General features: G+C 67.2%; 18 protein-coding genes. 10 read left to right on the top strand and 8 right to left on the bottom strand.

Annotation, left to right across the window (positions count from 1 at the left end):
- Positions 1-42: 42 nt before the first annotated feature.
- The 3 genes from ABE483_RS07650 to rpoE all read right to left on the bottom strand — a co-directional run bounded on the left by ABE483_RS07650 (position 43) and on the right by rpoE (position 3,169).
- A complete protein-coding gene (locus ABE483_RS07650) occupies positions 43-1,569 on the bottom strand; it encodes a DegQ family serine endoprotease (protein WP_313211355.1) in 1,527 nt (508 codons plus the stop codon).
- A gap of 83 nt (positions 1,570-1,652) precedes the next feature.
- Complete coding sequence (locus ABE483_RS07645; protein WP_313211354.1) at positions 1,653-2,552, bottom strand: sigma-E factor negative regulatory protein; 900 nt, start codon at positions 2,550-2,552, stop codon at positions 1,653-1,655.
- The gene (gene rpoE / locus ABE483_RS07640) at positions 2,549-3,169 is read right to left on the bottom strand and encodes an RNA polymerase sigma factor RpoE (RefSeq protein WP_313219082.1); all 621 of its coding nucleotides are present in this window, start codon (positions 3,167-3,169) and stop codon (positions 2,549-2,551) included. Before rpoE ends, ABE483_RS07645 begins: the two co-directional genes overlap by 4 nt.
- Before the next feature lie 238 nt (positions 3,170-3,407).
- On the opposite strand from rpoE, the gene ABE483_RS07635 reads away from it, so the two are divergent.
- The 4 genes from ABE483_RS07635 to ABE483_RS07620 all read left to right on the top strand — a co-directional run bounded on the left by ABE483_RS07635 (position 3,408) and on the right by ABE483_RS07620 (position 8,010).
- Positions 3,408-5,471, top strand: a complete 2,064-nt coding sequence (locus tag ABE483_RS07635) for a 3-hydroxyacyl-CoA dehydrogenase NAD-binding domain-containing protein (protein WP_346481454.1) — start codon at positions 3,408-3,410, stop codon at positions 5,469-5,471.
- A gap of 145 nt (positions 5,472-5,616) precedes the next feature.
- Positions 5,617-6,480, top strand: a complete 864-nt coding sequence (locus tag ABE483_RS07630; RefSeq protein ID WP_313211351.1) for a pirin family protein — start codon at positions 5,617-5,619, stop codon at positions 6,478-6,480.
- A 114-nt stretch (positions 6,481-6,594) separates the two neighbouring features.
- Entirely contained in the window at positions 6,595-7,317 is a 723-nt protein-coding gene (gene aqpZ / locus ABE483_RS07625) for an aquaporin Z (RefSeq protein ID WP_313211350.1), read from the top strand.
- Positions 7,318-7,548: 231 nt separating this feature from the next.
- Entirely contained in the window at positions 7,549-8,010 is a 462-nt protein-coding gene (locus ABE483_RS07620) for a hypothetical protein (RefSeq protein ID WP_313211349.1), read from the top strand.
- Between the two features lie 124 nt (positions 8,011-8,134).
- Here ABE483_RS07620 and ABE483_RS07615 read toward each other — a convergent pair whose 3' ends face one another.
- A complete protein-coding gene (locus tag ABE483_RS07615; RefSeq protein ID WP_313211348.1) occupies positions 8,135-8,986 on the bottom strand; it encodes a pirin family protein in 852 nt (283 codons plus the stop codon).
- Positions 8,987-9,213: 227 nt separating this feature from the next.
- Here ABE483_RS07615 and ABE483_RS07610 point away from each other — a divergent pair, with 227 nt between their 5' ends.
- Together ABE483_RS07610 and ABE483_RS07605 are read left to right on the top strand one after the other, a co-directional pair.
- Positions 9,214-11,295: a carbon starvation CstA family protein gene (locus ABE483_RS07610; RefSeq protein ID WP_313211347.1), complete on the top strand. Its 2,082-nt coding sequence runs from the start codon at positions 9,214-9,216 to the stop codon at positions 11,293-11,295.
- Positions 11,295-11,519 (top strand): CstA-like transporter-associated (seleno)protein, encoded by a 225-nt coding sequence (locus tag ABE483_RS07605; protein WP_019183464.1) that lies wholly within the window; start codon positions 11,295-11,297, stop codon positions 11,517-11,519. Before ABE483_RS07610 ends, ABE483_RS07605 begins: the two co-directional genes overlap by 1 nt.
- Before the next feature lie 117 nt (positions 11,520-11,636).
- Here the strand turns inward: ABE483_RS07605 and ABE483_RS07600 are convergent, their stop codons facing one another.
- The 4 genes from ABE483_RS07600 to ABE483_RS07585 form a co-directional block, all read right to left on the bottom strand.
- Positions 11,637-12,770 (bottom strand): DUF3103 family protein, encoded by a 1,134-nt coding sequence (locus ABE483_RS07600; RefSeq protein WP_346481453.1) that lies wholly within the window; start codon positions 12,768-12,770, stop codon positions 11,637-11,639.
- 263 nt (positions 12,771-13,033) lie between these two features.
- Positions 13,034-14,284 (bottom strand): DUF819 family protein, encoded by a 1,251-nt coding sequence (locus ABE483_RS07595; protein WP_313219090.1) that lies wholly within the window; start codon positions 14,282-14,284, stop codon positions 13,034-13,036.
- A 114-nt stretch (positions 14,285-14,398) separates the two neighbouring features.
- Positions 14,399-15,730 carry a HAMP domain-containing sensor histidine kinase gene (locus ABE483_RS07590; protein ID WP_313212764.1) on the bottom strand — a complete coding sequence of 444 codons (1,332 nt, stop codon included), beginning with the start codon at positions 15,728-15,730 and terminating at the stop codon, positions 14,399-14,401.
- Positions 15,717-16,418: a response regulator transcription factor gene (locus tag ABE483_RS07585; RefSeq protein WP_346481452.1), complete on the bottom strand. Its 702-nt coding sequence runs from the start codon at positions 16,416-16,418 to the stop codon at positions 15,717-15,719. The genes ABE483_RS07590 and ABE483_RS07585 overlap by 14 nt, the downstream gene beginning before the upstream one ends.
- A gap of 131 nt (positions 16,419-16,549) precedes the next feature.
- On the opposite strand from ABE483_RS07585, the gene ABE483_RS07580 reads away from it, so the two are divergent.
- From ABE483_RS07580 to ABE483_RS07565, 4 genes are all read left to right on the top strand, one after another.
- Positions 16,550-18,259: a glycosyltransferase family 39 protein gene (locus tag ABE483_RS07580; protein ID WP_313212760.1), complete on the top strand. Its 1,710-nt coding sequence runs from the start codon at positions 16,550-16,552 to the stop codon at positions 18,257-18,259.
- A 101-nt stretch (positions 18,260-18,360) separates the two neighbouring features.
- Positions 18,361-19,131 carry a phosphatase PAP2 family protein gene (locus ABE483_RS07575; RefSeq protein WP_346481451.1) on the top strand — a complete coding sequence of 257 codons (771 nt, stop codon included), beginning with the start codon at positions 18,361-18,363 and terminating at the stop codon, positions 19,129-19,131.
- The gene (locus tag ABE483_RS07570) at positions 19,128-20,780 is read left to right on the top strand and encodes a phosphoethanolamine--lipid A transferase (protein ID WP_346481450.1); all 1,653 of its coding nucleotides are present in this window, start codon (positions 19,128-19,130) and stop codon (positions 20,778-20,780) included. Before ABE483_RS07575 ends, ABE483_RS07570 begins: the two co-directional genes overlap by 4 nt.
- 421 nt (positions 20,781-21,201) lie before the next feature.
- Entirely contained in the window at positions 21,202-23,196 is a 1,995-nt protein-coding gene (locus ABE483_RS07565) for a M2 family metallopeptidase (protein ID WP_313219096.1), read from the top strand.
- Positions 23,197-23,308: the final 112 nt, after the last annotated feature.

The raw sequence follows: 23,308 nt of genomic DNA, 5'->3' as shown, positions 1-23,308 counted from the left end.
GAGCCCGCCGAAGCGGGCCCGGAAACGTAGGCGGGGCGGGGCTTACTGCCCGGCCTTGACCGCCACGAAGGCGCTGTTGCCGTTGGCGCGGATCAGCAGCATGACCACATCGCCCTTGGCGTAGCCGCCCAACGCCTTGTTCAGCGCGGCCACGCTGCCGACCGGGGTCCGGCCGACCTGCAGCACCACCAGGCCCGGCGACAGGCCGGCGTCACGCGCGGACTGGCCGTTGACCCGGGTGATGCGCACGCCCTCGCCCGCCGACAGGCCCAGCTGCTGGCGCTGCGGGGCGGTCAAGTCGGCCACCTCCAGCCCCAGCAGGGCATTGGCGCCGGCCTCGGGCTTGGCCGCGTCCGCGGCAGGACGGGCGGCGCCACGCTCGGCGTCTTCGGCCAGCTCGGTCAGGGTGGCGGTGATCTCCCGCTCCTTGCCATCGCGCAGCACGCTCAGGCGCACCTTGCTGCCCGGCGGCAGCGCGCCGATGGCCGGCGGCAGATCGCTGAAGGTGTTGATCGGGCTGCCATTGACCGAGCGGATCACGTCTCCCGGCTCGATACCGGCCTTGAGCGCTGCGCTGCCCGCGACCACCTCGTTGACCAGCGCGCCGCGGCTGTCCGGCAGGCCCAGCCCCTGGGCCTTGAGGCCATCGATCGGGCCGACCGCCGCGCCGAGCTGGCCGCGGCTGACCCGGCCGGTCTTCTTGATCTGCTCCACCGCACCCATCGCCAGGTCGATCGGGATCGCGAAGCTGATCCCCATGTAGCCGCCAGAAGCGGAGAAGATCTGCGAGTTGATGCCGACCACTTCACCACGGGTATTGAGCAGCGGGCCACCGGAGTTGCCCTGGTTGATCGCCACGTCGGTCTGGATGAAGGGCACATAGCGCTGGTCCGGGCCGCCGGTGCTGCGGCCGACCGCGCTGACTACGCCAGCGGTGACGGAGTGGTCCAGCCCGAACGGCGAACCGATCGCGACCACCCATTGCCCAGGCTTGAGGGTGTTGGAGTCGCCCACGCGCACGGTCGGCAGATTCTTTCCGTCGATCTTGAGCAGTGCCACGTCGTACTGCTGGTCACTGCCGACCACCTTGGCGGTGAACTCACGGCGATCGCCAAGCTTGACCTTCACTTCGCTGGCATCAGCGACCACATGGTGATTGGTCAGCACGTAGCCGTCGGCGGAGATGATGAAGCCCGACCCCATGCCGCGGCCGCGGATGCTCGGGGTGCCGTCATCGGGACCGTCCGCGCCCTGCCCTGGCATCTGGAAATCCGGGCCGAAGAAGCGGCGAAAGAACTCCGGCATGTCCTGATCGGACGGCCCGGCCATGCGTGCCTGGCGGTTACTGCGCACGATGGTGGTCTCGACATTGACCACGCCCGGCCCGACCTGTTCGACCAGATGGGTGAAGTCCGGCAGGCCACTGACCAGCTGCGGCGCCGGCGCGCGGGGTGCAGCAGCGGCCGCCGGCGCGGCAGCGGTGGCCGGCGACGGCGACTGCGCGCAGGCCACCAGTGGGAGCGTCATGGCGATCAGCGCCAGGGCATGGGTACGGATACGGGCGGTCATCAGACACGAACCTCCGGGTCAGGGAACAAAGGGGGGGAACGCTCCGGCGCACAGGCCGGAGCGGAGCGTCAGCGCGACGATGCTCAGTCGCGGTGCCGGCGCGCGGGTTCGGCCGATTCGGCCGACTCCTGCAGGCGCGGCTCGAACGGATAGAACGCGGCCTGCGGCGCCTGTGTGGAGAAACTCGCATTGAGCGCGCCACCTGCGGCCGGGGCCAGACTGGAGCGCGGCCAAGGCTTGGCCTGCAGAGTGCCGACCTCGCCGAACGGGAACTGCCGCGCGGCGGCCGCCGGCATGGCCGGGGCCAACGGCGCCTGGCTGGCGATCGCCCGCTGCGGCTCGGCACTGCGCTCGGCGGCGCTGCGCGCAGCCTGCTGGGTACGCGTGGCGCTGGCGCTGGCGCGGCGTGCCGTCGCCACCTCCTGGCGGCGGCTGGCGGCAGCCACCGCGGCAGCGGGCACCGCCGCCACGGCGAGCGCCTGTTCGGCGGCAGAGGCTTCGGTCACCGGCGCGGCAGGAAGCTCGGCCTGGCTGGCGATGATGGTGGTCGGCGCGTCCAGCGGGGCCGGGGCCGGCAGCTGCTCGCGGGTCATGAACATCGCCACGGCCGCGACGGAGGCGGCCAACGCCGCCCCCCCGCCCCAGCGTCGCCAACCGACACGCCGTTCCTGACGGTCCTGGCTGCGCTCGACACGCGCCTGCATCGCCGGTGCCGGCTCGGCCGCCACGGAAACGCGCACACGCTCGGCGAAATCGACCGGCGCCGGCGCGCAGGCCTGCCCGCGCAGCACATCGCCCAGCATCTGCCAGCGTTCGTTGCAGCTCGACAACGCCTCATCGTGTTCCAGCCGGCGCAGCATGAAACGGGCTTCATCGGCGGACAGCTCGCCATCGATCAACGACGACAGCTGCTGCCGGTAATGGGCGTCGAATTTATCGGGGGACGCGCCCCGGGAAGCATCATTGGACATATCGTGGCTCATGCGCGGCTCTTCTCGCGGGTGGCGCTGCCCACATCGAGCAGCGGCCGAAGTTCAGTGTCGATCGCCTCACGGGCACGGAAGATCCGCGACCGCACGGTGCCGATCGGGCACCCCATCTTCTGCGCGATTTCGTCGTAGCTCAGGCCGTCCACCTCGCGCATGGTGATGGCCGATCGCAGTTCTTCAGGCAGCGCGGAGACCGCCTTCATCACCGTCTGTTCCAGTTCCTGGCGCATCAACTCGCGTTCGGGCGTGTCGGTGTCGCGCAGGCGGGTGCCGCTGTCGTACTGCTCGGCGTCCCCGATCTCGATGTCATCGGTGGGCGGGCGGCGGTTGTGGGCGGCGAGATGGTTCTTGGCAGTGTTCACGGCGATCCTGTGCAACCAGGTATAGAACTGGGCGTCGCCGCGGAAACTGCCGATCGCGCGATACGCGCGGACGAAAGTGTCCTGGGCCACGTCCTGACATTCACTCCAGTCCGCGATGTAGCGCCCGATCAGCGCGATGACCCGATGCTGATACTTGCGTACCAGGACATCGAACGCCGCGCTCTCGCCACGCTGCACACGTCGGACCAGCTCCAGGTCCAGCTCCTGTGGTGTTTCAACCTCGGCCATGGGGGGCCGCACTCCTGTCAGCCCAACCGACGTCGGGCAATGAGACTGCCAATCCCGGGAAAAGTTCAGCGCTCGATCACACAGCGCCGCACCAGCTTTTAACCACCGTTCCGTTAAGGTTTCCGATCCAGGCAATGAATCGACGGTATCTCTCCCCCAGCTATAGGGATTTGACGGGGAGGAAACAACCTCTGGATCATAGCCCCCTTCTCCATACACAACCGGATGGAACGTTCCCATGCTCTCAGGCTTCGATGGGCTCCGCTTCTCGCATTGGCACCCGCAGATCCGTGACGATGGCGTCGTCGTGCTCAGCCTCGACCGCCACGACAGCAGCGTCAATGCCATGTCGCAGGACGTGCTGCTCGAACTGGGCGACCTGATCGAGCGGATCGCGATGGACCCGCCCAAGGCGGTGGTGATCCAGTCGATCAAGGCGGCCGGCTTCATCGCCGGAGCGGACCTGAAGGAATTCCAGGAATTCGACCGCCGCGGCACCGTCAATGACGCAATCCGCCGTGGCCAGAGCACCTACCAGAAGCTGGCCGAACTGCCCTGCCCGACCGTCGCGGCGATCCATGGTCATTGCCTGGGCGGCGGCACCGAGCTGGCCCTGGCCTGCCGTTACCGCGTCGCCTCCAACGATGCCTCCACCCGCATCGGCCTGCCGGAAACCCAGTTGGGCATCTTCCCGGGCTGGGGCGGCAGCTCGCGCCTGCCGCAGCTGGTGGGCGCCCCGGCGGCGATGGACATGATGCTGACCGGCCGCAACCTGTCGGCCTCGGCCGCGCGCAACATCGGCCTGGTCGACAAGGTGGTCGCACCGGCCGTGCTGCTCGATACCGCGGTGTCGCTCGCGCTGAAGGGCACTACCCGCCCATTCAAGCAGCGCGCGACCGCGTGGATCACCAACACCTGGCTGGCACGCAAGCTGCTCGCCCCGCAGATGGCCAAGCAGGTCGCCCGCAAGGCGCGCAAGGAGCACTACCCGGCCCCCTACGCGCTGATCAACACATGGGCACGCACCGGCGGCAGCCCGATCCAGACCCGTCTGGATGCCGAACGCCGCGCGGTGGTGAAGCTGGCCGGCACCCCGACCGCACGCAACCTGATCCGCATCTTCTTCCTGACCGAACGCCTGAAGGCGCTGGGCGGCAAGGACCACGGCATCCAGCACGTCCACGTGGTCGGCGCCGGCGTGATGGGCGGCGACATCGCGGCATGGTCGGCTTACAAAGGCTTCAACGTGACCCTGCAGGATCGCGAGCAGCGCTTCATCGACCCGGCCATGGAACGCGCGCAGGCGCTGTTTGCCAAGCGGGTGAAAGACGACAGCAAGCGCCCGGCCGTGGCCGCGCGCCTGAAAGCCGATCTCGCGGGCGAGGGCGTGGCCCAGGCCGATCTGGTGATCGAAGCCATCATCGAAAACCCGGACGCCAAGCGCGCGCTGTACCAGTCGCTGGAGCCGAAGATGAAGGCCGATGCGCTGCTGACCACCAACACTTCCTCGATCCCGCTGGACGAACTGCGCGACCACATCCAGCGTCCGGCGCAGTTTGCCGGCCTGCATTACTTCAATCCGGTCGCGCAGATGCCGCTGGTGGAAATCATCCATCACGACGGCATGGCGCCGGAGACCGAGCGTCGCCTGGCCTCGTTCTGCAAGGCGCTGGGCAAGTTCCCGGTGCCGGTCGCCGGCACGCCCGGCTTCCTGGTCAACCGCGTGCTGTTCCCGTACATGCTTGAAGCTGCCACCGCGTATGCCGAAGGCGTGCCGGGCCCGGTGCTGGACAAGGCCGCGGTGAAGTTCGGCATGCCGATGGGCCCGATCGAACTGCTCGACACCGTTGGCCTGGATGTGGCTGCCGGCGTAGGCAAGGAACTGGCGCCCTTCCTCGGCCTGCAGGTGCCGGCGGCCCTGGCGACCGTGGAACAGGGCAAGCGTGGCAAGAAGGACGGCCAGGGCCTGTACAAGTGGGAGAACGGACGCGCGCAGAAGCCGGACGTCCCCGCCAATTACGAGGTCCCGGCCGATCTGGAAGACCGCCTGATCCTGCCACTGCTCAACGAGGCGGTGGCCTGCCTGCATGACGGCGTCGTCGCCGACGCCGACCTGCTCGATGCCGGCGTGATCTTCGGCACCGGCTTCGCCCCGTTCCGCGGCGGCCCGATCCAGTACATCCGCGCCACCGGCGCCGATGCCCTGGTCGAACGTCTCAAGGTCCTGCAGCAGCGCTACGGCGACCGTTTCGCCCCGCGCCCGGGCTGGGATTCGTCGGCGCTGCGCGAACCGGTCATCTGAGCATCGCAACAACGCCAGCGCACGCTGGCGTTGTTGTTTCCGCCGCCGGCGTACAACCAGAACACCCTGTTACCGATACAGGCCTCCCACCCCCACACCCCGCATGCGATCCTCCCGCTCTGTCCCCGCCAGCGAGACCGCCCGCATGACGACCATCATCGCCCCCCGCATCCATGACATCGGTGGCCTGCAGGTCCGCCGCGCCGTGCCGACCCTGCAGGCGCGCAGCGTCGGGCCGTTCGTGTTCGTCGACCAGATGGGCCCGGCCGTGCTCTCCCCCGGCACCGGGATCGACGTGCGCCCGCATCCGCATATCGGCCTGGCCACCGTCACCTTCCTGTGGTCCGGCGCCATCGGCCACCGCGATACCCTTGGCTCGGACCAGGTCATCCGCCCCGGCGACGTCAACTGGATGACCGCCGGCCGCGGCATCGCCCACTCCGAGCGCACGCCTGCCGTCGAACGCGAGCACGACCACCCGCTGCATGGCATGCAGACCTGGCTGGCGCTGCCGAAGAGTGCCGAAGAGACCGATCCCGCGTTCTATCACCATGCTGCCGCGACCCTGCCCCAGCAGCGCCGCAACGGTGCCTGGCTGCGCGTCATCGCCGGCCGCGCGTACGGCGAAGAATCCCCGGTCAAGGTCTTCGCCGATACCCTCAACGTCGCCATCGATCTGGACGCCGATGCGGAAATCGACCTGGATACCGGCCACGCCGAGCGCTCGCTCTACATCCTGGAAGGCCAGGCCCAGCTTGACGGTGTGGACGTCCCTGCCCAGCACCTGATCATTCCCGAGCCCGGTGCCCGCGGCCGCCTGCGCGCCAAGACCCCGATCAAGGCGATGCTGATGGGCGGCGAACCGCTCGACGGGCCGCGTCACCTCTGGTGGAACTTCGTCTCCAGCTCCACCGAACGGATCGAGCAGGCCAAGCACGACTGGGAATCCGGCCGCTTCGGCACGATTCCGGGCGACGATAAAGAGTTCATTCCGCTGCCTTCGTACTGAGCCGACACGCCGGCGGCCATCCGTTCGTCGACTGTTGACACCACCGTCACCCCGATGAACCCCGATTCAGCTACGTTGCGCCTGCCCACCCCGGGCATAACGTGGAGCACGTCGATGAGCATGGGCAAACGTCTGGCCGCCGAGTTCCTGGGCACGTTCTGGTTGGTGTTGGGCGGGTGTGGCAGCGCGGTACTGGCCGCCAACTTCGGTGGCGATGGCAATCCGCTGGGGATCGGCTTTCTGGGCGTGGCGCTGGCCTTCGGCCTGACCGTGCTGACCGGCGCCTATGCATTCGGACACGTCTCCGGCGCGCACTTCAATCCGGCGGTCAGTGTTGGCCTGTGGGCTGGCGGCCGCTTCCCCGCGCGCGACCTGCTTCCCTACATCCTGGCGCAGGTGCTGGGCGGTGCACTGGCCGGCTTCATCCTGCTGCAGATCGCCTCCGGCGCGCCCGGTTTCCAGATTGATGGCAGCCAGGCCGGTGCATTCGCCAGCAACGGCTATGGCGCGCTGTCGCCGGGCGGCTACAGCGTCGCCGCCGCCTTCCTCTGCGAGGTGGTCCTCACCGCGTTCTTCCTGATCGTGATCATGGGCGCGACCCACGGCAACGCGCCGGCCGGCTTCGCCCCGATCGCGATCGGCCTGGCGCTGACATTGATCCACCTGATCAGCATTCCGGTCACCAATACCTCGGTCAATCCGGCGCGCTCCACCGCCGTGGCGCTGTTCGCCGGCAGCGGCGCGCTCAGCCAGCTGTGGCTGTTCTGGCTGGCACCGCTGTTGGGCGGCCTGATCGGCGGCATCGTCTACAAGTGGATGGGCGCCGCGCCCCGTTGACCGGCGTGGCGGGGCGGTCCCGCACCGCCCGGCGTCGGTGCAGAAAGGTTCACCTGAAACCGTTATTTGTACACTGAGTCACATTCCGTTAAGGTCCCGATCACTCGTCCGACACTGACGGCAGCGAGTGATCCGGTACGCGCGCGGGGAATGCGCCACCACGGCCTGGGTTGTCGACGGCCACCGGACTGCCTGTCAGCGACGGACGCGATCATCGACCTTGGGGGAACCATGAACGTCCTGCGCGCTGTCGTATGTGTGTGTCTGCTGGTCACTGCCGGCGCCGTTGCGGCGCAAACGACCAGCGAATGTCCGTCCCTGCCCGCCAGCAGCGGCCTGCAATGGCAGTCGCTCGTCCAGCGCGACTTCATCCTGTGCAAGGCCACCGCCGCCGATGGCCGCGAAGTGCTCAGCCTGACCTTGAGCGCGCGCAATCCCGAGCTGCCGTTGAACCGCGCGCTGCGCCAGGAAAAAGGCAGCTTCGCGGGTGAAACCCTGTACTGGTACCAGCCCGACCTGGGGGGACAGAAACCGCCGGGCTATGACACCCGCCGGATCACTGTGGTGAAATTCGACAAGAACCGTTTTGCGCAGATTGCGCTTTACGCCGGCGACAAGAGCGAACTGGGTTCGCTGCAAACGCTGGCGCAGGGGATGAACCTGACGCCCTCGGCTGTCGCCGCCGGGCGCTGAGGACGAGGTCGGGACAGTGCACCGCACTCATCCCGTCATCCACGGTAGCGCCGGCCGCTGGCCGGCGCCTCCCACACCGTCAGGTGTCATGCGCCGGCCGGCCAGCGACCGGTGCCCACGTGCCTCAGAAGCGGCCTTCCTGGAAATCCACGAAGGCCTGCATCAGCTCCTGCTTGGTGTTCATCACGAACGGCCCATGCCGCATGACCGGCTCGCGCAGCGGGCGGCCGGCCACCAGGATCAGGCGCGCACCGGTTTCACCGGCACGCAGGCTGAGCTGCTCGCCGCCGCCCAGCACCGCCATTTCCTGGCGCGCCACGGGACGCGCGTCATCGCCTTCACCGATCTCCAGCCCGCCTTCGAATACATAGGCAAACGCGTTGTGGCCATCGGGCAGCGTGTAGCTCCAGCCCGCGCGCGCATCCAGGGTGATGTCCAGGTAGACCGGATCGGTGGCCGGCTGCACGATCGGCCCCACGGTGTCACCCACCTGGCCGGCGATGACCTTGACCTGCACGCCGTCGGCCGGCGCGGTCACCGGGATGTGGTCCGGCGCGAACTCCTGGTACTTCGGATCGGTCATCTTGTCGCGCGCCGGCAGGTTCACCCACAGCTGGAACCCACGCATCTGTCCGGATTCCTGTTCGGGCATTTCCGAGTGGATCAAGCCGCGGCCCGCCGTCATCCACTGCACGCTGCCCGGCGTGAGCAGGCCCTCGTTGCCGTGGTTGTCCTTGTGCCGCATGCGGCCGTCGAGCATGTAGGTGACGGTCTCGAACCCACGGTGCGGATGGCTGGGGAAGCCGGCGATGTAGTCCTCGGCGCGGTCCGTGCCGAATTCATCCAGCAGCAGGAACGGGTCCAGGTCGGGCAGCGACGGCCCCCCGATCACCCGCGTCAGGCGCACGCCGGCGCCATCGGAGGTGGCCATGCCACGGATGGTGCGCAGCACGCGCACCGGGGTTGGGCTGCTCATGGTGACTCCAGGGTCGGTGATCGATCAACAAGATGGCCTCGCCGGCCCCGCCGGCCAACCGTCATGCCCGCAACCGATTGTTCCAAGCGTGATGTTCCGATGACGTGCACGGGCACGCGCCCCACCCACCCTACGACCAAAGTACTAGCAGCAAGCCCCCGCCATTGCATTGACCCCGTCAGTGCCAAGGCGGACTCTTACGACGATCTCCAGGGAGACGCAATCTCATGAAAGGTTTTTCAAAACTGGGTTGGGCAGTCATCGCACTGCTTGGCGCGTTCTGTCTAGGCACCGTCGCGCTGCGCCGCGGTGAGCCCATCAATGCGCTGTGGATCGTCGTCGCTGCGGTCTCCATCTATCTCATCGCGTATCGCTTCTACAGCCTGTTCATCGCCGACAAGGTGATGCAGCTCGATCCGACCCGGGCCACGCCCGCGGTGATCAACAACGATGGCCTGGATTACGTCCCGACCAACAAACACGTGCTGTTCGGCCATCATTTCGCCGCCATCGCCGGTGCAGGCCCGCTGGTCGGCCCGGTGCTGGCCGCGCAGATGGGCTACCTGCCCGGCCTGCTCTGGCTGGTGGTGGGTGTGGTCGTGGCCGGCGCGGTGCAGGATTTCATGATCCTGTTCCTCTCCAGCCGCCGCAACGGCCGCTCGCTGGGTGACCTGGTGCGTGAGGAAATGGGGCCGGTACCCGGCACCATCGCCTTGTTCGGCGCCTTCCTGATCATGATCATCATCCTGGCGGTGCTGGCGATGGTGGTGGTCAAGGCGCTGGCCGAAAGCCCCTGGGGCATGTTCACGGTCATCGCGACCATGCCGATCGCCATCCTGATGGGCGTGTACATGCGCTACATCCGCCCGGGCAAGATCGGCGAGATCTCCGTGGTCGGCCTGATCCTGCTGCTGGCCGCGATCTGGTTCGGTGGCAAGGTCGCCGCCGATCCGGTCTGGGGACCGGCCTTCACCTTCACCGGGATCCAGATCACCTGGATGCTGATCGGCTACGGCTTCGTCGCCTCGGTGCTGCCGGTGTGGCTGCTGCTGGCCCCGCGCGATTACCTGTCCACCTTCCTCAAGATCGGCACCATCGTGGCGCTGGCGATCGGCATCCTGATCGTCATGCCGGAACTGAAGATGCCGGCCCTGACCCAGTTCGCCGCCAGTGGCGACGGCCCGGTCTGGAAAGGCGGGATGTTCCCGTTCCTGTTCATCACCATCGCCTGCGGCGCGGTCTCCGGCTTCCATGCCCTGATCGCCTCGGGCACCACGCCCAAGCTGCTCGCCAATGAGCGTCACATGCGCTACATCGGCTACGGCGGCATGCTGATGGAATCGTTCGTCGCGGTGATGGCGCTGGTGGCCGCCTCGATCATCGACCCGGGCATCTACTTCGCCATGAACGCACCGGCGGCCGTGATCGGCCCGGATGCGGTCTCCGCTGCGGCCTACATCAGCAATACGTGGGGCTTCATCATCACCCCCGAGCAGCTGGAGGCCACGGCCGCGGCGATCGGCGAGCCGACCATCCTGCACCGCGCCGGTGGTGCACCAACGCTGGCGGTGGGTATCGCGCAGATCCTGCACGAAGCGATCCCGAGCGGCAGCAACGCGATGATGGCGTTCTGGTACCACTTCGCGATCCTGTTCGAAGCGTTGTTCATCCTCACCGCGGTCGATGCCGGTACCCGTGCCGGTCGCTTCATGCTGCAGGACCTGCTGGGCAACTTCATCCCGGCCCTGAAGAAGACCGAATCGTGGACCGCCAACATCATCGCCACCGCCGGTTGCGTGGCGCTGTGGGGCTATCTGCTCTACACCGGCGTGGTGGATCCCTTCGGCGGCATCCAGACCCTGTGGCCGCTGTTCGGCATCTCCAACCAGATGCTGGCCGGCATCGCGCTGATGCTCGGCACCGTGGTGCTGTTCAAGATGAAGCGTGACCGCTTCGCCTGGGTGACCGGCGTGCCGGCCGTGTGGCTGCTGATCTGCACCACCTATGCCGGCCTGATCAAGATCTTCGACAGCAACCCGGCGCAGGGCTTCCTGGCCCAGGCGCACAAGTACCAGGATGCGATCGCCAGCGGCACGCTGACCGCCCCGGCCAAGACCGTCGGCCAGATGCATCAGATCGTGGTCAACGCCTACGTCAACACCGGCCTGACCGTCCTGTTCCTGTTCGTGGTGTTCTCGATCCTGTTCTACGCGATCAAGACCATCTTCCTGGCCCGCCGCACGCCGCAGCGCACCGACAAGGAAACCCCGTACGTGGCGCTTGAGCCGCACCAGATGGCGGACCTGTGATGAGTACTGAACTCGTCCCCGCCGGTCAGTACCAGGCCCACCGCCGCATCTGGCGGCGCCTGGTGCAGACCGCACGGCTGTGCTGCGGCATTCCTGATTACGACAACTACGTCCGGCATGTGCTGGAGAAGCATCCGGACCGCGTGCCGATGGACTACAAGACATTCTTCCGCGAGCGCCAGGAGGCGCGTTACAGCGGCAAGAACGGGGGGCGCTGCTGCTGACCTCCGGCAGCGGATGCACTCGAAAACGGCGGCGCGAAAGCGCCGCCGTTTTTTGTCGGGTCGCGTTTGCCACTGCCTGCGACAGGCCTCAGGGGCAGCCGGCCAGCGCGGCCGGCTTTACTGGAGCGTGAGGGGGCTCAACGTTACCTGTGCATTGTTCGCCGCGCCCATCCGCCCGGTATAGGTCTTACCGCGCTGGAGCAGATAGAAGCTGTCCAGGTAGTCGGTATCGTTGGTAAACCAGCCGCTCGGCATGGCCTTGAGGATCGCGCCGCCGATCTCGGCAATCACCGCATACTCCGGGGCGAAGGCACCCAGCCCCAGCTTCACGCCTTCGGTGAGGGCGATCAGCAGGTCCTTGTAATTGGTGTCGCCATCGTCTTCGAACAGTTGCACGTTGGCGGTATCGAACCGGTAGTTGCCCCAGATCACCAACGGTTGGCCCGGGGTGTAATCGGTCTTGTCATGGTCCAGGTACGGCAGTGACACCGTGGCCATCTCCGGCTCTGCCTCGCCTGTCTGCAGGCCGGAGACCACGGCGAACACTTCCGCGCCGCCCAGCGCCCACGGCTCGCCGTCATTGGCCAGGCGGATACGGTCAAGCCGGGTGACATCCAGGGAGGTCGCTCCATCGGCGGCCACCGTGAGGCGATCGGCCGACTGCAGTCCCCTCGCCTGCAACCCGGCATTGATCAGGGCCATGCCTTCCTGGACCGCCTGCCCGGTATCGATGTCCACAATCAGCACCGGGAAGGTCGGGGCCACCTGCGCATCCAGCAGATGCTGACGCCCGTGCCGGTCGTAGGCCACCAGGGAGGTCCATGTGCGGTCGTTTCCCTTGGGCAGCACCGCTACCCAGAGATCGGCAGGCGCCACCGACGCCAGGGTCTGCCCTGCCGGGACGAAGCTGCGGACCTGCAGCAACCCACGATCTGCGGCCGGCAGGCCCTTGTACTGGCGGACCAGATCATCGCGTTCGGACAGCATCCGCGACGCCAGGCTGTTCCCACCCGGATCGCTCTCGGCCAGGACCGCGGTCAACGGCAGCCCGCGTTCGGGGTGCTCCGCCAGCGCATCGACGAGGGCGCCGGCCCGTGCCGGCTGCCCGAGCCACGCCGCCACATCGCGTGCACTTGCATCGGCCACGGCATGCACACTTCCTCGCTCGCCCGGGGCAGCTTGTACGGACACAGAAGCGAACATCAGTACGCCGGCGGTGATCACCGACATCAACACGTCTTTGGTCTTCATCGTGCTTCCTGACAGGTGTCGACTGCCGTCGACAAAGAAGCCATGCCATGCGCGTTCGGCGCACGGCACAGTGCATGGCGCCGGACCTTACGCGGCGGTGCCAGGGCGATCCCGTACGCCTTTCACACTTCATGGCAAATGCAGCCACTTCTGACACCGGCGCGTGACCTGGGTCCCAGACCCATGGCGTTCAGCGGGTCATAGCCGCCAAAAAAAGAGGCGGCCATCAAGGCCGCCTCGGGAGTCGACAACGCGGCGCGCGCTTACGCGCCGGCCATCCATTTCAGGATCAGGCCGGTCACATACGCCAGGCCGGTCCCGGTGGCATAGCCCACGGTGCCCAGCAGCACGCCGACCGGCGCCAGCGACGGATGGAACGCGGCGGCGACCACGGGTGCCGATGCCGCTGCACCGATGTTGCCCTGCGAGCCGATCGCGAAGAAGAACAGCGGCGCGCGCAGCAGCTTGGCGGCGATCAACAGCACCAGGATGTGGGTCAGCATCCAGATCGCGCCGAGCGCGAACAGCCATGGCCGCTCGAGCAGCGAGAGCAGGTCCATCTGCATGCCGATGCAGGCGATCAGGAAATACAGGAACAGCGTGCCCAGGCGCGAGGCACCGGCCGACTCCAGGCGCCGCACACGGGTGAAGCTCAGACCCAGGCCGAGCGCCGTGGACAGCAGCACCACCCAGACGAACGCGCTGTCCAGGCTGAACTGGCTGGCCCAGCTCACATTGGCCTTGAACCAGCCGCTCAGCGGCGCGGCGATGGCATGCGCCAGGCCGACGCCGCCCAGCCCCACACCGACGATCACCATCAGGTCGGTCAGGCTCGGAATGCGGGCATTCTGTGCTTCGTATGCCGAGATGCGCTCCTTCATCTCATCAATGGCGCGGGTATCGGCCCCGCTGCGGGCATCGATCTGCTTGGCGCGGTTGGCCAGGAACAGCAGGACCGCCATCCACAGGCTCGCGCAGGCCACATCGACCACGGCGAACTGGCCGAACGTCGTCGCATCGGTGCCGAACACTTCACGCATCGCCACCATGTTGGCGCCGCCGCCGATCCAGCTGCCGGCCAGGGCCGCCATGCCCTTCCAGGTATCACCGGCCACGGTGGCCGGGTGGATCCAGGACATCGCCTGGAACGACACGATGGCGCCGAGGATGATGCCCAGCGTGCCGGCGCAGAACATCACCAGCAGCTTCGGCCCCAGCTTCATGATGCCCTTGAGGTCGATCGACAGGGTCAGCAGCACCAGCGCGGCGGGCAGCAGCACGTCACGCGCGATCGGGTTGTAGAGCGGGGTGTTGTGGCCGTCGATGAGGCCGGCGGTGTTGTAGATGGCCGGGATGAAGTAGCACAGCAGCAGGGCCGGTACCCACGCGAAAATCTTCTTGAGGATCGGGGTCGGGCCGCTGGCGGCCCAGAAGATCACTGCCAGGGTGGCGGCGATCAGGCCGAGGCCGACGATGTCATTGGTGATCAGGGCAGTACTGGGTTCGGTCGGCATCAAGCCATCCTCTGTCGATCGAAGGGAAAAAAAAAAGCGCCGCATAGAGCGGCGCCTCCGGAGCTTAACATTGTCTTCACGACACCACACTTTGCGGCGCAGCGAGCAGGACGATCACGACGCCGGCAGCGATGGACGTTCACTGCGCCCGGGCAGCGAGGCCCCCAGATCGAGGATCACGCAGGTGCCCCGGGGGACACAGGGCTCGATCTGCAGCGCCCAGCCCAGGTGTTCACAGAGCCGGGCGATCAGCTCCAGGCCGATCCCGCTCTGTTCGTTGCGGTCGCCCCGGGCCATGCGCGCATGCACCGCCGCGATCTCTTCCGGACTCATGCCGAGCCCCGGATCCTGCAGGGTCACCACCGCCTGGTCGGAGACCTGGATGTGGATGGTGCCGCGGCCGCTGTTCTCGATCGCGTTGCGCAGCAGATTGCCGATCGCCGCCTGGACCACGCCCAGTGGCGCGACGATATCCACCCGCGCCAGGCCGTCGATCTCGATGCGCAGGTCCTTGTCGCCCATCAGGTGACGATGGTCTTCAATGATGTCCGGCACCAGCAGATCGAGCGGAATTCGCTCGCCCAGTGCAGCCAGCCGCGCCGGGTCGCGCGCCAGCACCAGCAGCAACTGGATCAACTGCTCCACGCCCTGCGCGGTGCGGTGCACCCGCTGCATCTGCTGGCGGGCGCGGTCGGGAATGTCCGGCTGGCCAAGTGCCAGTTCCGCGGCGCCGGTAATCACCGCAATCGGCGTGCGCAGCTCATGGCTGGCCGTGCTGATGAAGATCCGCTCGCGCTCAACGAACTGTTCGTTGCGCGCCAGGTAGTCGTTGAGCGCGTTGGCGATCACGTACAACTCGGAGCTGGCCCGTGGGTCCACCTCCACCCGTTGCCCGGGAACACCCGGCCGAAGGTCGTCGATGCGCCGGGCCAGCGAGCTCAGCGGCCGTACCAGGCGACCGACGCCGAAAGACGCCATCACCACGGTGACGATGATCATCAGCACACCGGCCAGCAGCACCCAGCGCGTGGCGAACTGTTCCAGCTCATGGAAGTCATTGATGTCCAGCACCAGTGCCAGCCGCCCCAGCTGCGTGGTTTCGCGGACCATCACCGCGCTGGCGCGTCCGTTGACCTCCACACCGTCGTGCAGCCCCGGATGCAGCGTGCGCAGGCTCTCCGGCACCGTCGGGCTGCCGTTGATGTAGAACAGCCGCAGGGTGTCCGAATCCTGCCAGCGGTAATGCGGCTCGTGTTCGATGTGGTTGACGATGCTGTCCAGCTCGGAGTTGAGCAGCGCGCGCCATGCCGAGTGCTCGGCGTGTTCGTGCACGTAGTTGCCCACGCTGAATACCGCCAGCGAGATCAGCGCGAGGTAGCCCAGCAGCCACCACACCATGCGCCGGTGCATGGGCGCTGGCTTGGGCGCGCGCTTATGCCACTTCATCGGAACTGTCCGCAGCCGACACGCCGAGGCGGTAGCCGACCCGCGGCAAGGTGTGGATCAACTTCTGCTGGAACGGGCCGTCCACGCTGCGGCGCAGTTCGTACACATGCGAGCGCAGCAGATCGCCATCGGGCAACTCGTCGCCCCACAGCGCGAACTCCAGCTGCTGGCGGGTCACCGCGCCCGGGCTGGCCCGCATCAGTACTTCCAACAGCTTGCGGCAGGCCGGGTACAGGTGCAGCGCCTTGCCGTCGCGCTGCGCCTCCAGCGTGGCCAGATCCAGCTTGAGGTCGGCCACTTCCAGCACCTTGCGCGGATTGCGGCCCTTGGCACGCACCATCAGTGCCTCCAGGCGCACTTCCAGCTCGGGCAGCGCGAACGGCTTGGTCAGGTAATCATCGGCACCCGCACGAAACCCCGCGATTTTGTCCGGCAGCTCATCGCGTGCGGTGAGCATGATCACCGGCACTTCCGAGCCGTGGTCAGCACGCAACCGGCGCAGGACCTCCGGGCCCTCCATGCGCGGCAGCATCCAATCCAGGATCAGCGCGTCATAGGGCTGCGACACGGCCAGGTGCAGGCCGGTCACGCCGTCGGGGGCGACATCGAGCACATGGCCCCGCGACTCGAAATAATCGAATAGATTGGCAACCAGCTGACGGTTGTCTTCAATGACCAGCAGCCGCATGGGAGACTCTCGTGACCGGTTGAACGCATGGTAGCGGGAACCGTGTCGGAATCCGGTCGCAATGGGGTGGTTTACGACGCTTTTCCTACGCTGTCGGGGAGACAGTGGCTGTTTTGCCGACGAGCCTGGGCGTGATCGAATCCTTCTTCCTGCGGCGCTGGCCGCGTGTGCTGGTCTGCCTTGCCCTGCTGCTGGCGCTGGCGGCCGGCATCGGCCTGCGCCAGCCCTCACCGCCGGATGAGCCGCGCTTCGTGCTGGCCGCGCGTGCCATGGTCGAGTCCGGCCAGTGGCTGCTGCCGCACCGCGGCAGCGAACTGTATGCGGAAAAACCGCCGGTCTTCATGTGGATGCAGGCGGCCAGCCACCAGCTGTTCGGCGGCTGGGCCCTCGCCTTTCTGGTGCCCTCGCTGCTGGCCGCGCTGCTTACGCTGTGGCTGACCTGGGATCTGGGCCGGCGGCTGTGGACCCGGCGCGTCGGCTGGTGGGCCATGCTCGCGTTGTTCAGCTGCCTGCAGTTCGGCCTGATGGCCAAACGGGCCCAGATCGACATGGTGCTGGTGGCGATGACCACCCTGTCGCTGTGGGGGCTGCTGCGCCACCTGCTGGAGGGCCGCAACCGCCCGGCGTTGTGGTTGGCCGGCTTCGCTGCCGGGGTGGGCACGGTGACCAAGGGCGTCGGCTTCCTGCCGCTGCTGGTGCTGGTGCCGTTTGCCCTGTGGCGCTGGCGCGCCCGTGGCACGGCATTGCCGCCGGGCACCGCACGCGATCTGTGGTGGTTGCTGCCGGCCTTCCTGCTCGGCACGGCGGTCTGGCTGGCGCCGTTGGGCATCGCCCTGCTCAACGCGACCGATCCGGCACTGCATGCGTATGCACGGGAACTGCTGTTCAAGCAGACCGGCACCCGCTACGCGAACGCCTGGCACCACGTGAAGCCTGCGTGGTACTACCTGCAGGTGATGGCGACGTTGTGGCTGCCCGGCAGCCTGCTGTTGCCGGCGCTGATCCCCGCGTGGTGGCGCCGCCTCAACCGCCTGGACGGACGCTGGTGGCTGCTGCTGGGTTGGGCGCTGCTGGTACTCGTCTTCTTCAGCGCCAGCCCGGGCAAGCGCGAGGTGTACATCTTCCCGATGCTGCCCGCGCTGTGCCTGGCCGCCGCACCGCTGCTGCCCGGGCTGCTGCGCCGGGCCGGGCTGCGCTGGCTGCTGTGGGCGTATGTCGCCGTGCTGGGCGCGGCGGCGCTGTACATCGGCACACAGCTCTGGAGCGGCAGCGCGTGGGCGCACCTCCAGCTGGCCCGACGTGCCATGCCCGATGCGCTGCTGCCCGTGCTGGGCGGCTGGCTGATCGCCTTCGGCGTGGCGCTGCTGGCCTTGGCCCTGTGGTGGCGCCAACGGCGCGCGGGCGCGCTGGTGGTGGCGACCGCCTTCCTGCTCTGGAATCTGTACGGCTGGGTGTTGATGCCCACGCTGGATCCGTACAGCTCCGCCTCCGCCGTGATGCAGCGGGTGGGCGCGCGGATCGGGCCGCAGGCGGAGCTGGGCGTAGTGGCCTGGCGCGAGCAGAACCTGCTGCAGGCTGACCGCCCGGTGACCGATTTCGGCTTCAAGACGCCATGGGAGCAGCAATGGCAGGCCGCCGGTCCGTGGGTGGCGCAGGCCCCGCAGCGCCGCTGGCTGCTGGTGCTTGATGAGGCGATCAGCCCGTGCGTGGACCCGTCGGCGGTGATCGAGATCGGCAGCGCCAACCGCAACCGCTGGCTGCTGTTTCCGGGCACCGCCTGGCAGGCGGACTGCCATGCCGCCGTGACCGCTACCGACACCGCGCAGGACGAGGAAGACTGAACGGAAGGTCGCGCTTAACCGGCGGCCAACATCGCTCCGACCGCTCTCCGACAACCCGCTGACGACCATGGCGCCGGAATCTCCCGCCGGCCCCTTTGTCCATGTTCCCAGCGTCCACCGTTGCGCTCTCCTCCACGCCGGCTGCGTCGGCCACGCCGCGTTTCCTCCGCGAGCACCTCTGGGCTCCGCTGGCGTTGACCCTGCTCGTCAGCGCTGCGCTGATGGGCGCCGGGGGCGACCAATGGCTGGCCGACCAGTGGTATCGCCTGGAAGGGCAGCAGTGGGCGCTGCAGAACGCCTGGTTCACCACTCACCTGATCCATCAGGCCGGCAAATGGGCCAGCAGTGCGGCGGCGCTCGTGGCGATCGTGCTGTGCTCCCACGCCTGGCGCAGTGAGCGCGCCGTCGCGTGGCGCTGGCCGCTGCTGTACCTGGTGCTGGCGGTCGCGCTGGGCACCGGTCTGGTCTCGCTGCTCAAGTCATTGACCCACATGGACTGCCCGTGGGATCTCACCCGCTACGGCGGCACCCGCGAGTTCATCGGGCTGTTCGCCACACGTCCACCGGGCATGCCGCGCGGGGTGTGCTTCCCCGGGGGGCACTCCAGCGCGGGTTTTGCGTGGGTCAGCCTGTACTTCTTCGCCTTGATGGTGCGCCCCGCCTGGCGCTGGCGCGGCCTGGCGGTCGGCCTGCTGGCCGGCGGCGTGTTCGGGTTCTCGCAACAACTGCGTGGCGCGCATTTCCTGTCGCATGACCTGTGGACGTTGGCCATCTGCTGGACGGTATCGCTGGGCCTGTTCCTGCTGGTTGAACGCATCCGGCTGCGCGGACCCGGCACGGTAACCGTCAGTGCGCAGGGAGACGCGGCATGAGCGCCACCCTCCCACGCGCTGCGCGCTTTCCCGTACTGGCCACCCTGCGTACGTGGCGCCCGAAGTGCACCACCGAGACCCTGATCCTGCTCACCAGCGTGTTCTTCGCGCTGGCCTGCAACGGGCTGTTCTGGCACAGCGCGATGGCGACCCACCCGGGCAGCATCGGCTTCACGCTCTCGCTGTTCCTGTTTCTGGTCGGCGCGCACAGTCTGTTGATGGGCCTGCTGGTCTGGCGCTGGAATGCCAAGGTCGTGATCAGTGTGCTGCTGATCGGCACCGCACTGGCTGCGCATTACATGAGCAGTTACCACATCTATCTGGATGCGGACATGCTGCGCAACGTGCTGGCAACCGATCACAAGGAAAGCGGCGAGCTGGTCACCCCGACGCTGATCCTGCCGCTGCTGCTGTTGGCCCTCGCCCCCATGCTGCTGCTGTGGCGCGTGCAGCTGCGCCGGCGCACGCTGGGCGCAGCGCTGCTGTGGCGCATCGGTTTTCTGCTGCTGTCGGCGCTGATCGCCTTCGGCGGGGCGATGCTGTCCTTCCAGGAAATGTCCTCGCTGATGCGCAACCAGCGCGAGGTGCGGTACCTGGCCACGCCCGGGAATTTCCTCCTCGGCCTGCCCAAGGCCCTGCGCGGCGACAACCCGATCCAGCGTGCCCCGAAACTGCCGATCGGCACTGATGCCAAGGCGACCCCGCGCGCGGCCGGCAGCCGCCCCCGCCTGCTGGTGATCGTAATGGGCGAAACCGCACGCGCACAGAACTGGGGCCTCAACGACTATGCCAGGCAGACCACGCCGGAACTGGCCCAGGCCGGGGTGATCAACTTCCCCGACATGCACTCATGCGGCACCAGCACCGAGGTGTCCCTGCCCTGCCTGTTCTCGCCGTATGGGCGCCATGACTACGACGAAACGAAGATCCGCGCGCACCAGTCGCTGCTGCATGTGCTGGACCACGCGGGCATCAGCACGGTGTGGCGCGACAACCAGTCCGGCTGCAAGGGCGTGTGCGAAGGCCTGGAGATGCAGGCGCTGGATGACGCCAAACACCCGACCCTGTGCGCCAACGGCCGCTGCATGGATGAGATCCTGATCGACGATCTGGCCACCCAGGTTCGCGCGCGGCCGGGTGACCGCGTGGTGGTGCTGCATCAGCTGGGCAACCATGGCCCGAGTTACTTCGAACGGTATCCGGCGCGCTTCCGTCGTTTCACCCCGACCTGCGATACGCCGGACCTGGGCAAGTGCAGCCGCGAGCAGATCACCAACAGTTACGACAACGCACTGCTGTACACCGATCACCTGCTCTCGCGCACGATCGGCACGCTGAAGGGCATGGACGACTACGACACGGCGATGATCTACCTCTCCGATCACGGCGAATCGCTGGGCGAGAAGGGCCTGTATCTGCACGGCGTGCCGTATGCGATCGCCCCGCAGGAGCAGACCCACGTGCCGATGACGATGTGGTTCTCGCCGTCCTTCGCGGCCAACCGTGGGCTCAACCTGGCCTGCGTGCGGGAGCGTGCGGGCAAGTACACCGACCACGACAATCTGTTCCCGTCGGTACTCGGACTGATGCAGGTCAAGACGTCGGTGTATGAACGTGACCGGGATCTGTTTGCGTCGTGCGAGGTTTGAAGCGGAACGACCACTGCTGTCAGCTATTCGCTCTTCCGTTTTGGTCGAGGCAGGCCACACTGTCCGTCGGCGGATAGTCGAGCAAAGACAATGGCCTTGGCTGTGGGTTGGTCTCGAGCCGTTGTTGTTCCCATGCGCACCGACCCACTGTCGACGGGGCGGTGTGGGTGGGTTGGCGGGACCGTTATGCGCCATGGATGGCGCATATCGAGCCCCCATGGACGGGTTCACGGCGGGTCCCGACAACCCGCCCACACCGACCCTCCCCACGTAACACGGCCGCTAAACCTTCGCCGTTGAAGTTGCCGCTGAAGTTGTCGTTGACACTGACGATCGACCCGCCCCTTGCTGCCCTGCCCCTTGCGGTGCGCCCGGCGCTTCACTAGCCTTCGCCGGTCTGTCACCACCCAAGGATGTGCCCGTGAACCACCGCCCGCTCCTGCTGGCCCTGGCAGTCAGTGCTGCCGCACTGACGCTGGCGGCCTGCCAGAAGGAACCGTCCCCCGCCGATGCACCGGCCACGGGCACCACCCAGTCCAAGGAAACCGCGGACCAGTTCATCGCCCGCGTCAACGCCGAGTACAAAGCCATGTACCCGGAAATGACCTCGGCCCAGTGGCTGTCTTCGACCTACATCAATGACGATTCCGAGCGCGTCGCGGCCAAGGCCAACGAGCGCTGGCTCACCGTCCTCAATGGCTGGATCACCCAGGCCGGCCAGTACGACGGCCAGCCGATGAGCGAAGACACCAAGCGCCAGATCCACCTGCTCAAGTTGATGACCTCCATGCCCGCCCCGCGCGACCCGGCCAAGCTCTCCGAGCTGACCCGCATCGCCAGCCGCATGGAAGGCGCCTACGGCTCCGGCAAATACTGCACCGATGAAGCCAACCCCCAGAGCTGCCGCCAGCTCGGCGATCTGGAACAGGTGCTCGCCCGCAGCCGCGACTATGACAAGCAGCTCGACGCCTGGCAGGGCTGGCACGGCACCACCAAGCCGATGCGCGCCGATTACGAACGCTTCGTCAGCCTGGTCAATGAAGGCGCCAAGGAAATGGGCTTCGCCGATGCCGGCCAGATGTGGCGCAGCGGCTATGACATGCCCGCCGACCAGATCGGCCCGGAAACCGACCGCCTGTGGGACCAGGTCAAGCCGATGTACGAGCAGCTTCACTGCTATGCCCGCACCAAGCTGGACGGCACGTACGGCAAGGACAAGGCCGAGGTCAACGGCGGCCTGATCGCCGCGCACCTGACCGGCAACATGTGGCAGCAGGACTGGTCCAACCTGTGGGACCAGCTGGAACCGTATCCCGGCGCCGGCAACCTGGACATCACCGCCGCACTGGAAAAGCAGTACCAGACCAACCTCAGTGGCGCACTGGCCAAGGCCGGCAGCGGCGCGAACGTGGAAGCGCTGTACAAGGCCCAGCGTGAAGCCGAACTGCGCACCGCCAAGCAGATGACCGAGCGCGCGCAGGACTTCTATGTCTCGCTCGGCATGCCCGCACTGCCGAAGTCGTACTGGGACAAGACCCAGTTCATCAAGCCGCTGGACCGTGACGTGGTCTGCCACGCCAGCGCGTGGGACATGAACATGGAAGGCGACGTGCGCACCAAGATGTGCATCAAGCCCAACGAAGAGAATTTCACCACGATCTACCACGAGCTGGGTCACATCTATTACGACCTGGCCTACAACCCGCTGCCGCCGTTGTTCCAGGGCGGTGCCAACGATGGCTTCCATGAAGCGATCGGCGACACCATCGTGCTGGCGATGACGCCGCAGTACCTCAACTCGATCGGCCTGGTGGACACCCCGCAGGAAAGCCGCGAGGCGACCATCAACGCGCAGATGCGCATGGCCCTGAGCGGCGTGTCGTTCCTGCCGTTCGGCCTGATGATCGACCGCTGGCGCTGGGGTGTGTTCGATGGCTCGATCACCCCGGACCATTACAACCAGGCGTGGTGGGACCTGAAGGCCAAGTACCAGGGCGTGGCGCCGGCCAGCGCACGCGGTGAGGAGTTCTTCGACGCCGGTGCCAAGTACCACGTGCCGGGCAACACCCCGTATACCCGTTACTTCCTGGCGCGCATCCTGCAGTTCCAGTTCTACAAGGGCCTGTGCGATGCCTCCGGCTACAAGGGCCCGCTGCACCAGTGCAGCTTCTACGGCAACAAGGAAGCCGGCCAGAAGTTCTGGGCGATGCTGAGCAAGGGCGCCAGCCAGCCGTGGCAGGCTACGCTGAAGGAAATCACCGGCGGCGACAAGCTCGATGCCGGCCCGATGATCGAGTACTTCACCCCGGTCAACGAGTGGCTCAAGCAGCAGAACCAGGGCCAGATGTGTGGGTGGCAGGTGCCGGCGGCCACCGCTGCGGCCCCGGCCGCACCGACGGCGCCCGCGGCACCGTAACCCATGGGTTGGGCCGGGCCCTGCCCGGCCGCAGCCCGCAACGAAAAAACCGGCCGAAAGGCCGGTTTTTTTTGTCCCTGACGCTGTGGCCTGCGTCCGGCCTCGATGGGCC

This window comes from Stenotrophomonas sp. TWI602, assembly GCF_039674045.1.
Classification (GTDB): Bacteria; Pseudomonadota; Gammaproteobacteria; order Xanthomonadales; family Xanthomonadaceae; genus Stenotrophomonas.
Note: the sequence above shows the minus strand (reverse complement) of the source record. Positions and strands in the feature narration are given on the sequence as shown.

Bases quoted from the DNA above. Each gene is read 5' to 3' on its own strand.
- ABE483_RS07600 (WP_346481453.1), bottom strand. From the start codon at position 12,770: ATGAAGACCAAAGACGTGTTGATGTCGGTGATCACCGCCGGCGTACTG.
- ABE483_RS07575 (WP_346481451.1), top strand. From the start codon at position 18,361: ATGTTCCCAGCGTCCACCGTTGCGCTCTCCTCCACGCCGGCTGCGTCG.
- ABE483_RS07585 (WP_346481452.1), bottom strand. From the start codon at position 16,418: ATGCGGCTGCTGGTCATTGAAGACAACCGTCAGCTGGTTGCCAATCTA.
- ABE483_RS07620 (WP_313211349.1), top strand. From the start codon at position 7,549: ATGAACGTCCTGCGCGCTGTCGTATGTGTGTGTCTGCTGGTCACTGCC.
- ABE483_RS07590 (WP_313212764.1), bottom strand. From the start codon at position 15,730: ATGAAGTGGCATAAGCGCGCGCCCAAGCCAGCGCCCATGCACCGGCGC.
- ABE483_RS07605 (WP_019183464.1), top strand. From the start codon at position 11,295: ATGAGTACTGAACTCGTCCCCGCCGGTCAGTACCAGGCCCACCGCCGC.
- ABE483_RS07595 (WP_313219090.1), bottom strand. From the start codon at position 14,284: ATGCCGACCGAACCCAGTACTGCCCTGATCACCAATGACATCGTCGGC.
- ABE483_RS07610 (WP_313211347.1), top strand. From the start codon at position 9,214: ATGAAAGGTTTTTCAAAACTGGGTTGGGCAGTCATCGCACTGCTTGGC.
- aqpZ (WP_313211350.1), top strand. From the start codon at position 6,595: ATGAGCATGGGCAAACGTCTGGCCGCCGAGTTCCTGGGCACGTTCTGG.
- ABE483_RS07570 (WP_346481450.1), top strand. From the start codon at position 19,128: ATGAGCGCCACCCTCCCACGCGCTGCGCGCTTTCCCGTACTGGCCACC.
- rpoE (WP_313219082.1), bottom strand. From the start codon at position 3,169: ATGGCCGAGGTTGAAACACCACAGGAGCTGGACCTGGAGCTGGTCCGA.
- ABE483_RS07645 (WP_313211354.1), bottom strand. From the start codon at position 2,552: ATGAGCCACGATATGTCCAATGATGCTTCCCGGGGCGCGTCCCCCGAT.
- ABE483_RS07630 (WP_313211351.1), top strand. From the start codon at position 5,617: ATGACGACCATCATCGCCCCCCGCATCCATGACATCGGTGGCCTGCAG.
- ABE483_RS07615 (WP_313211348.1), bottom strand. From the start codon at position 8,986: ATGAGCAGCCCAACCCCGGTGCGCGTGCTGCGCACCATCCGTGGCATG.
- ABE483_RS07635 (WP_346481454.1), top strand. From the start codon at position 3,408: ATGCTCTCAGGCTTCGATGGGCTCCGCTTCTCGCATTGGCACCCGCAG.
- ABE483_RS07650 (WP_313211355.1), bottom strand. From the start codon at position 1,569: ATGACCGCCCGTATCCGTACCCATGCCCTGGCGCTGATCGCCATGACG.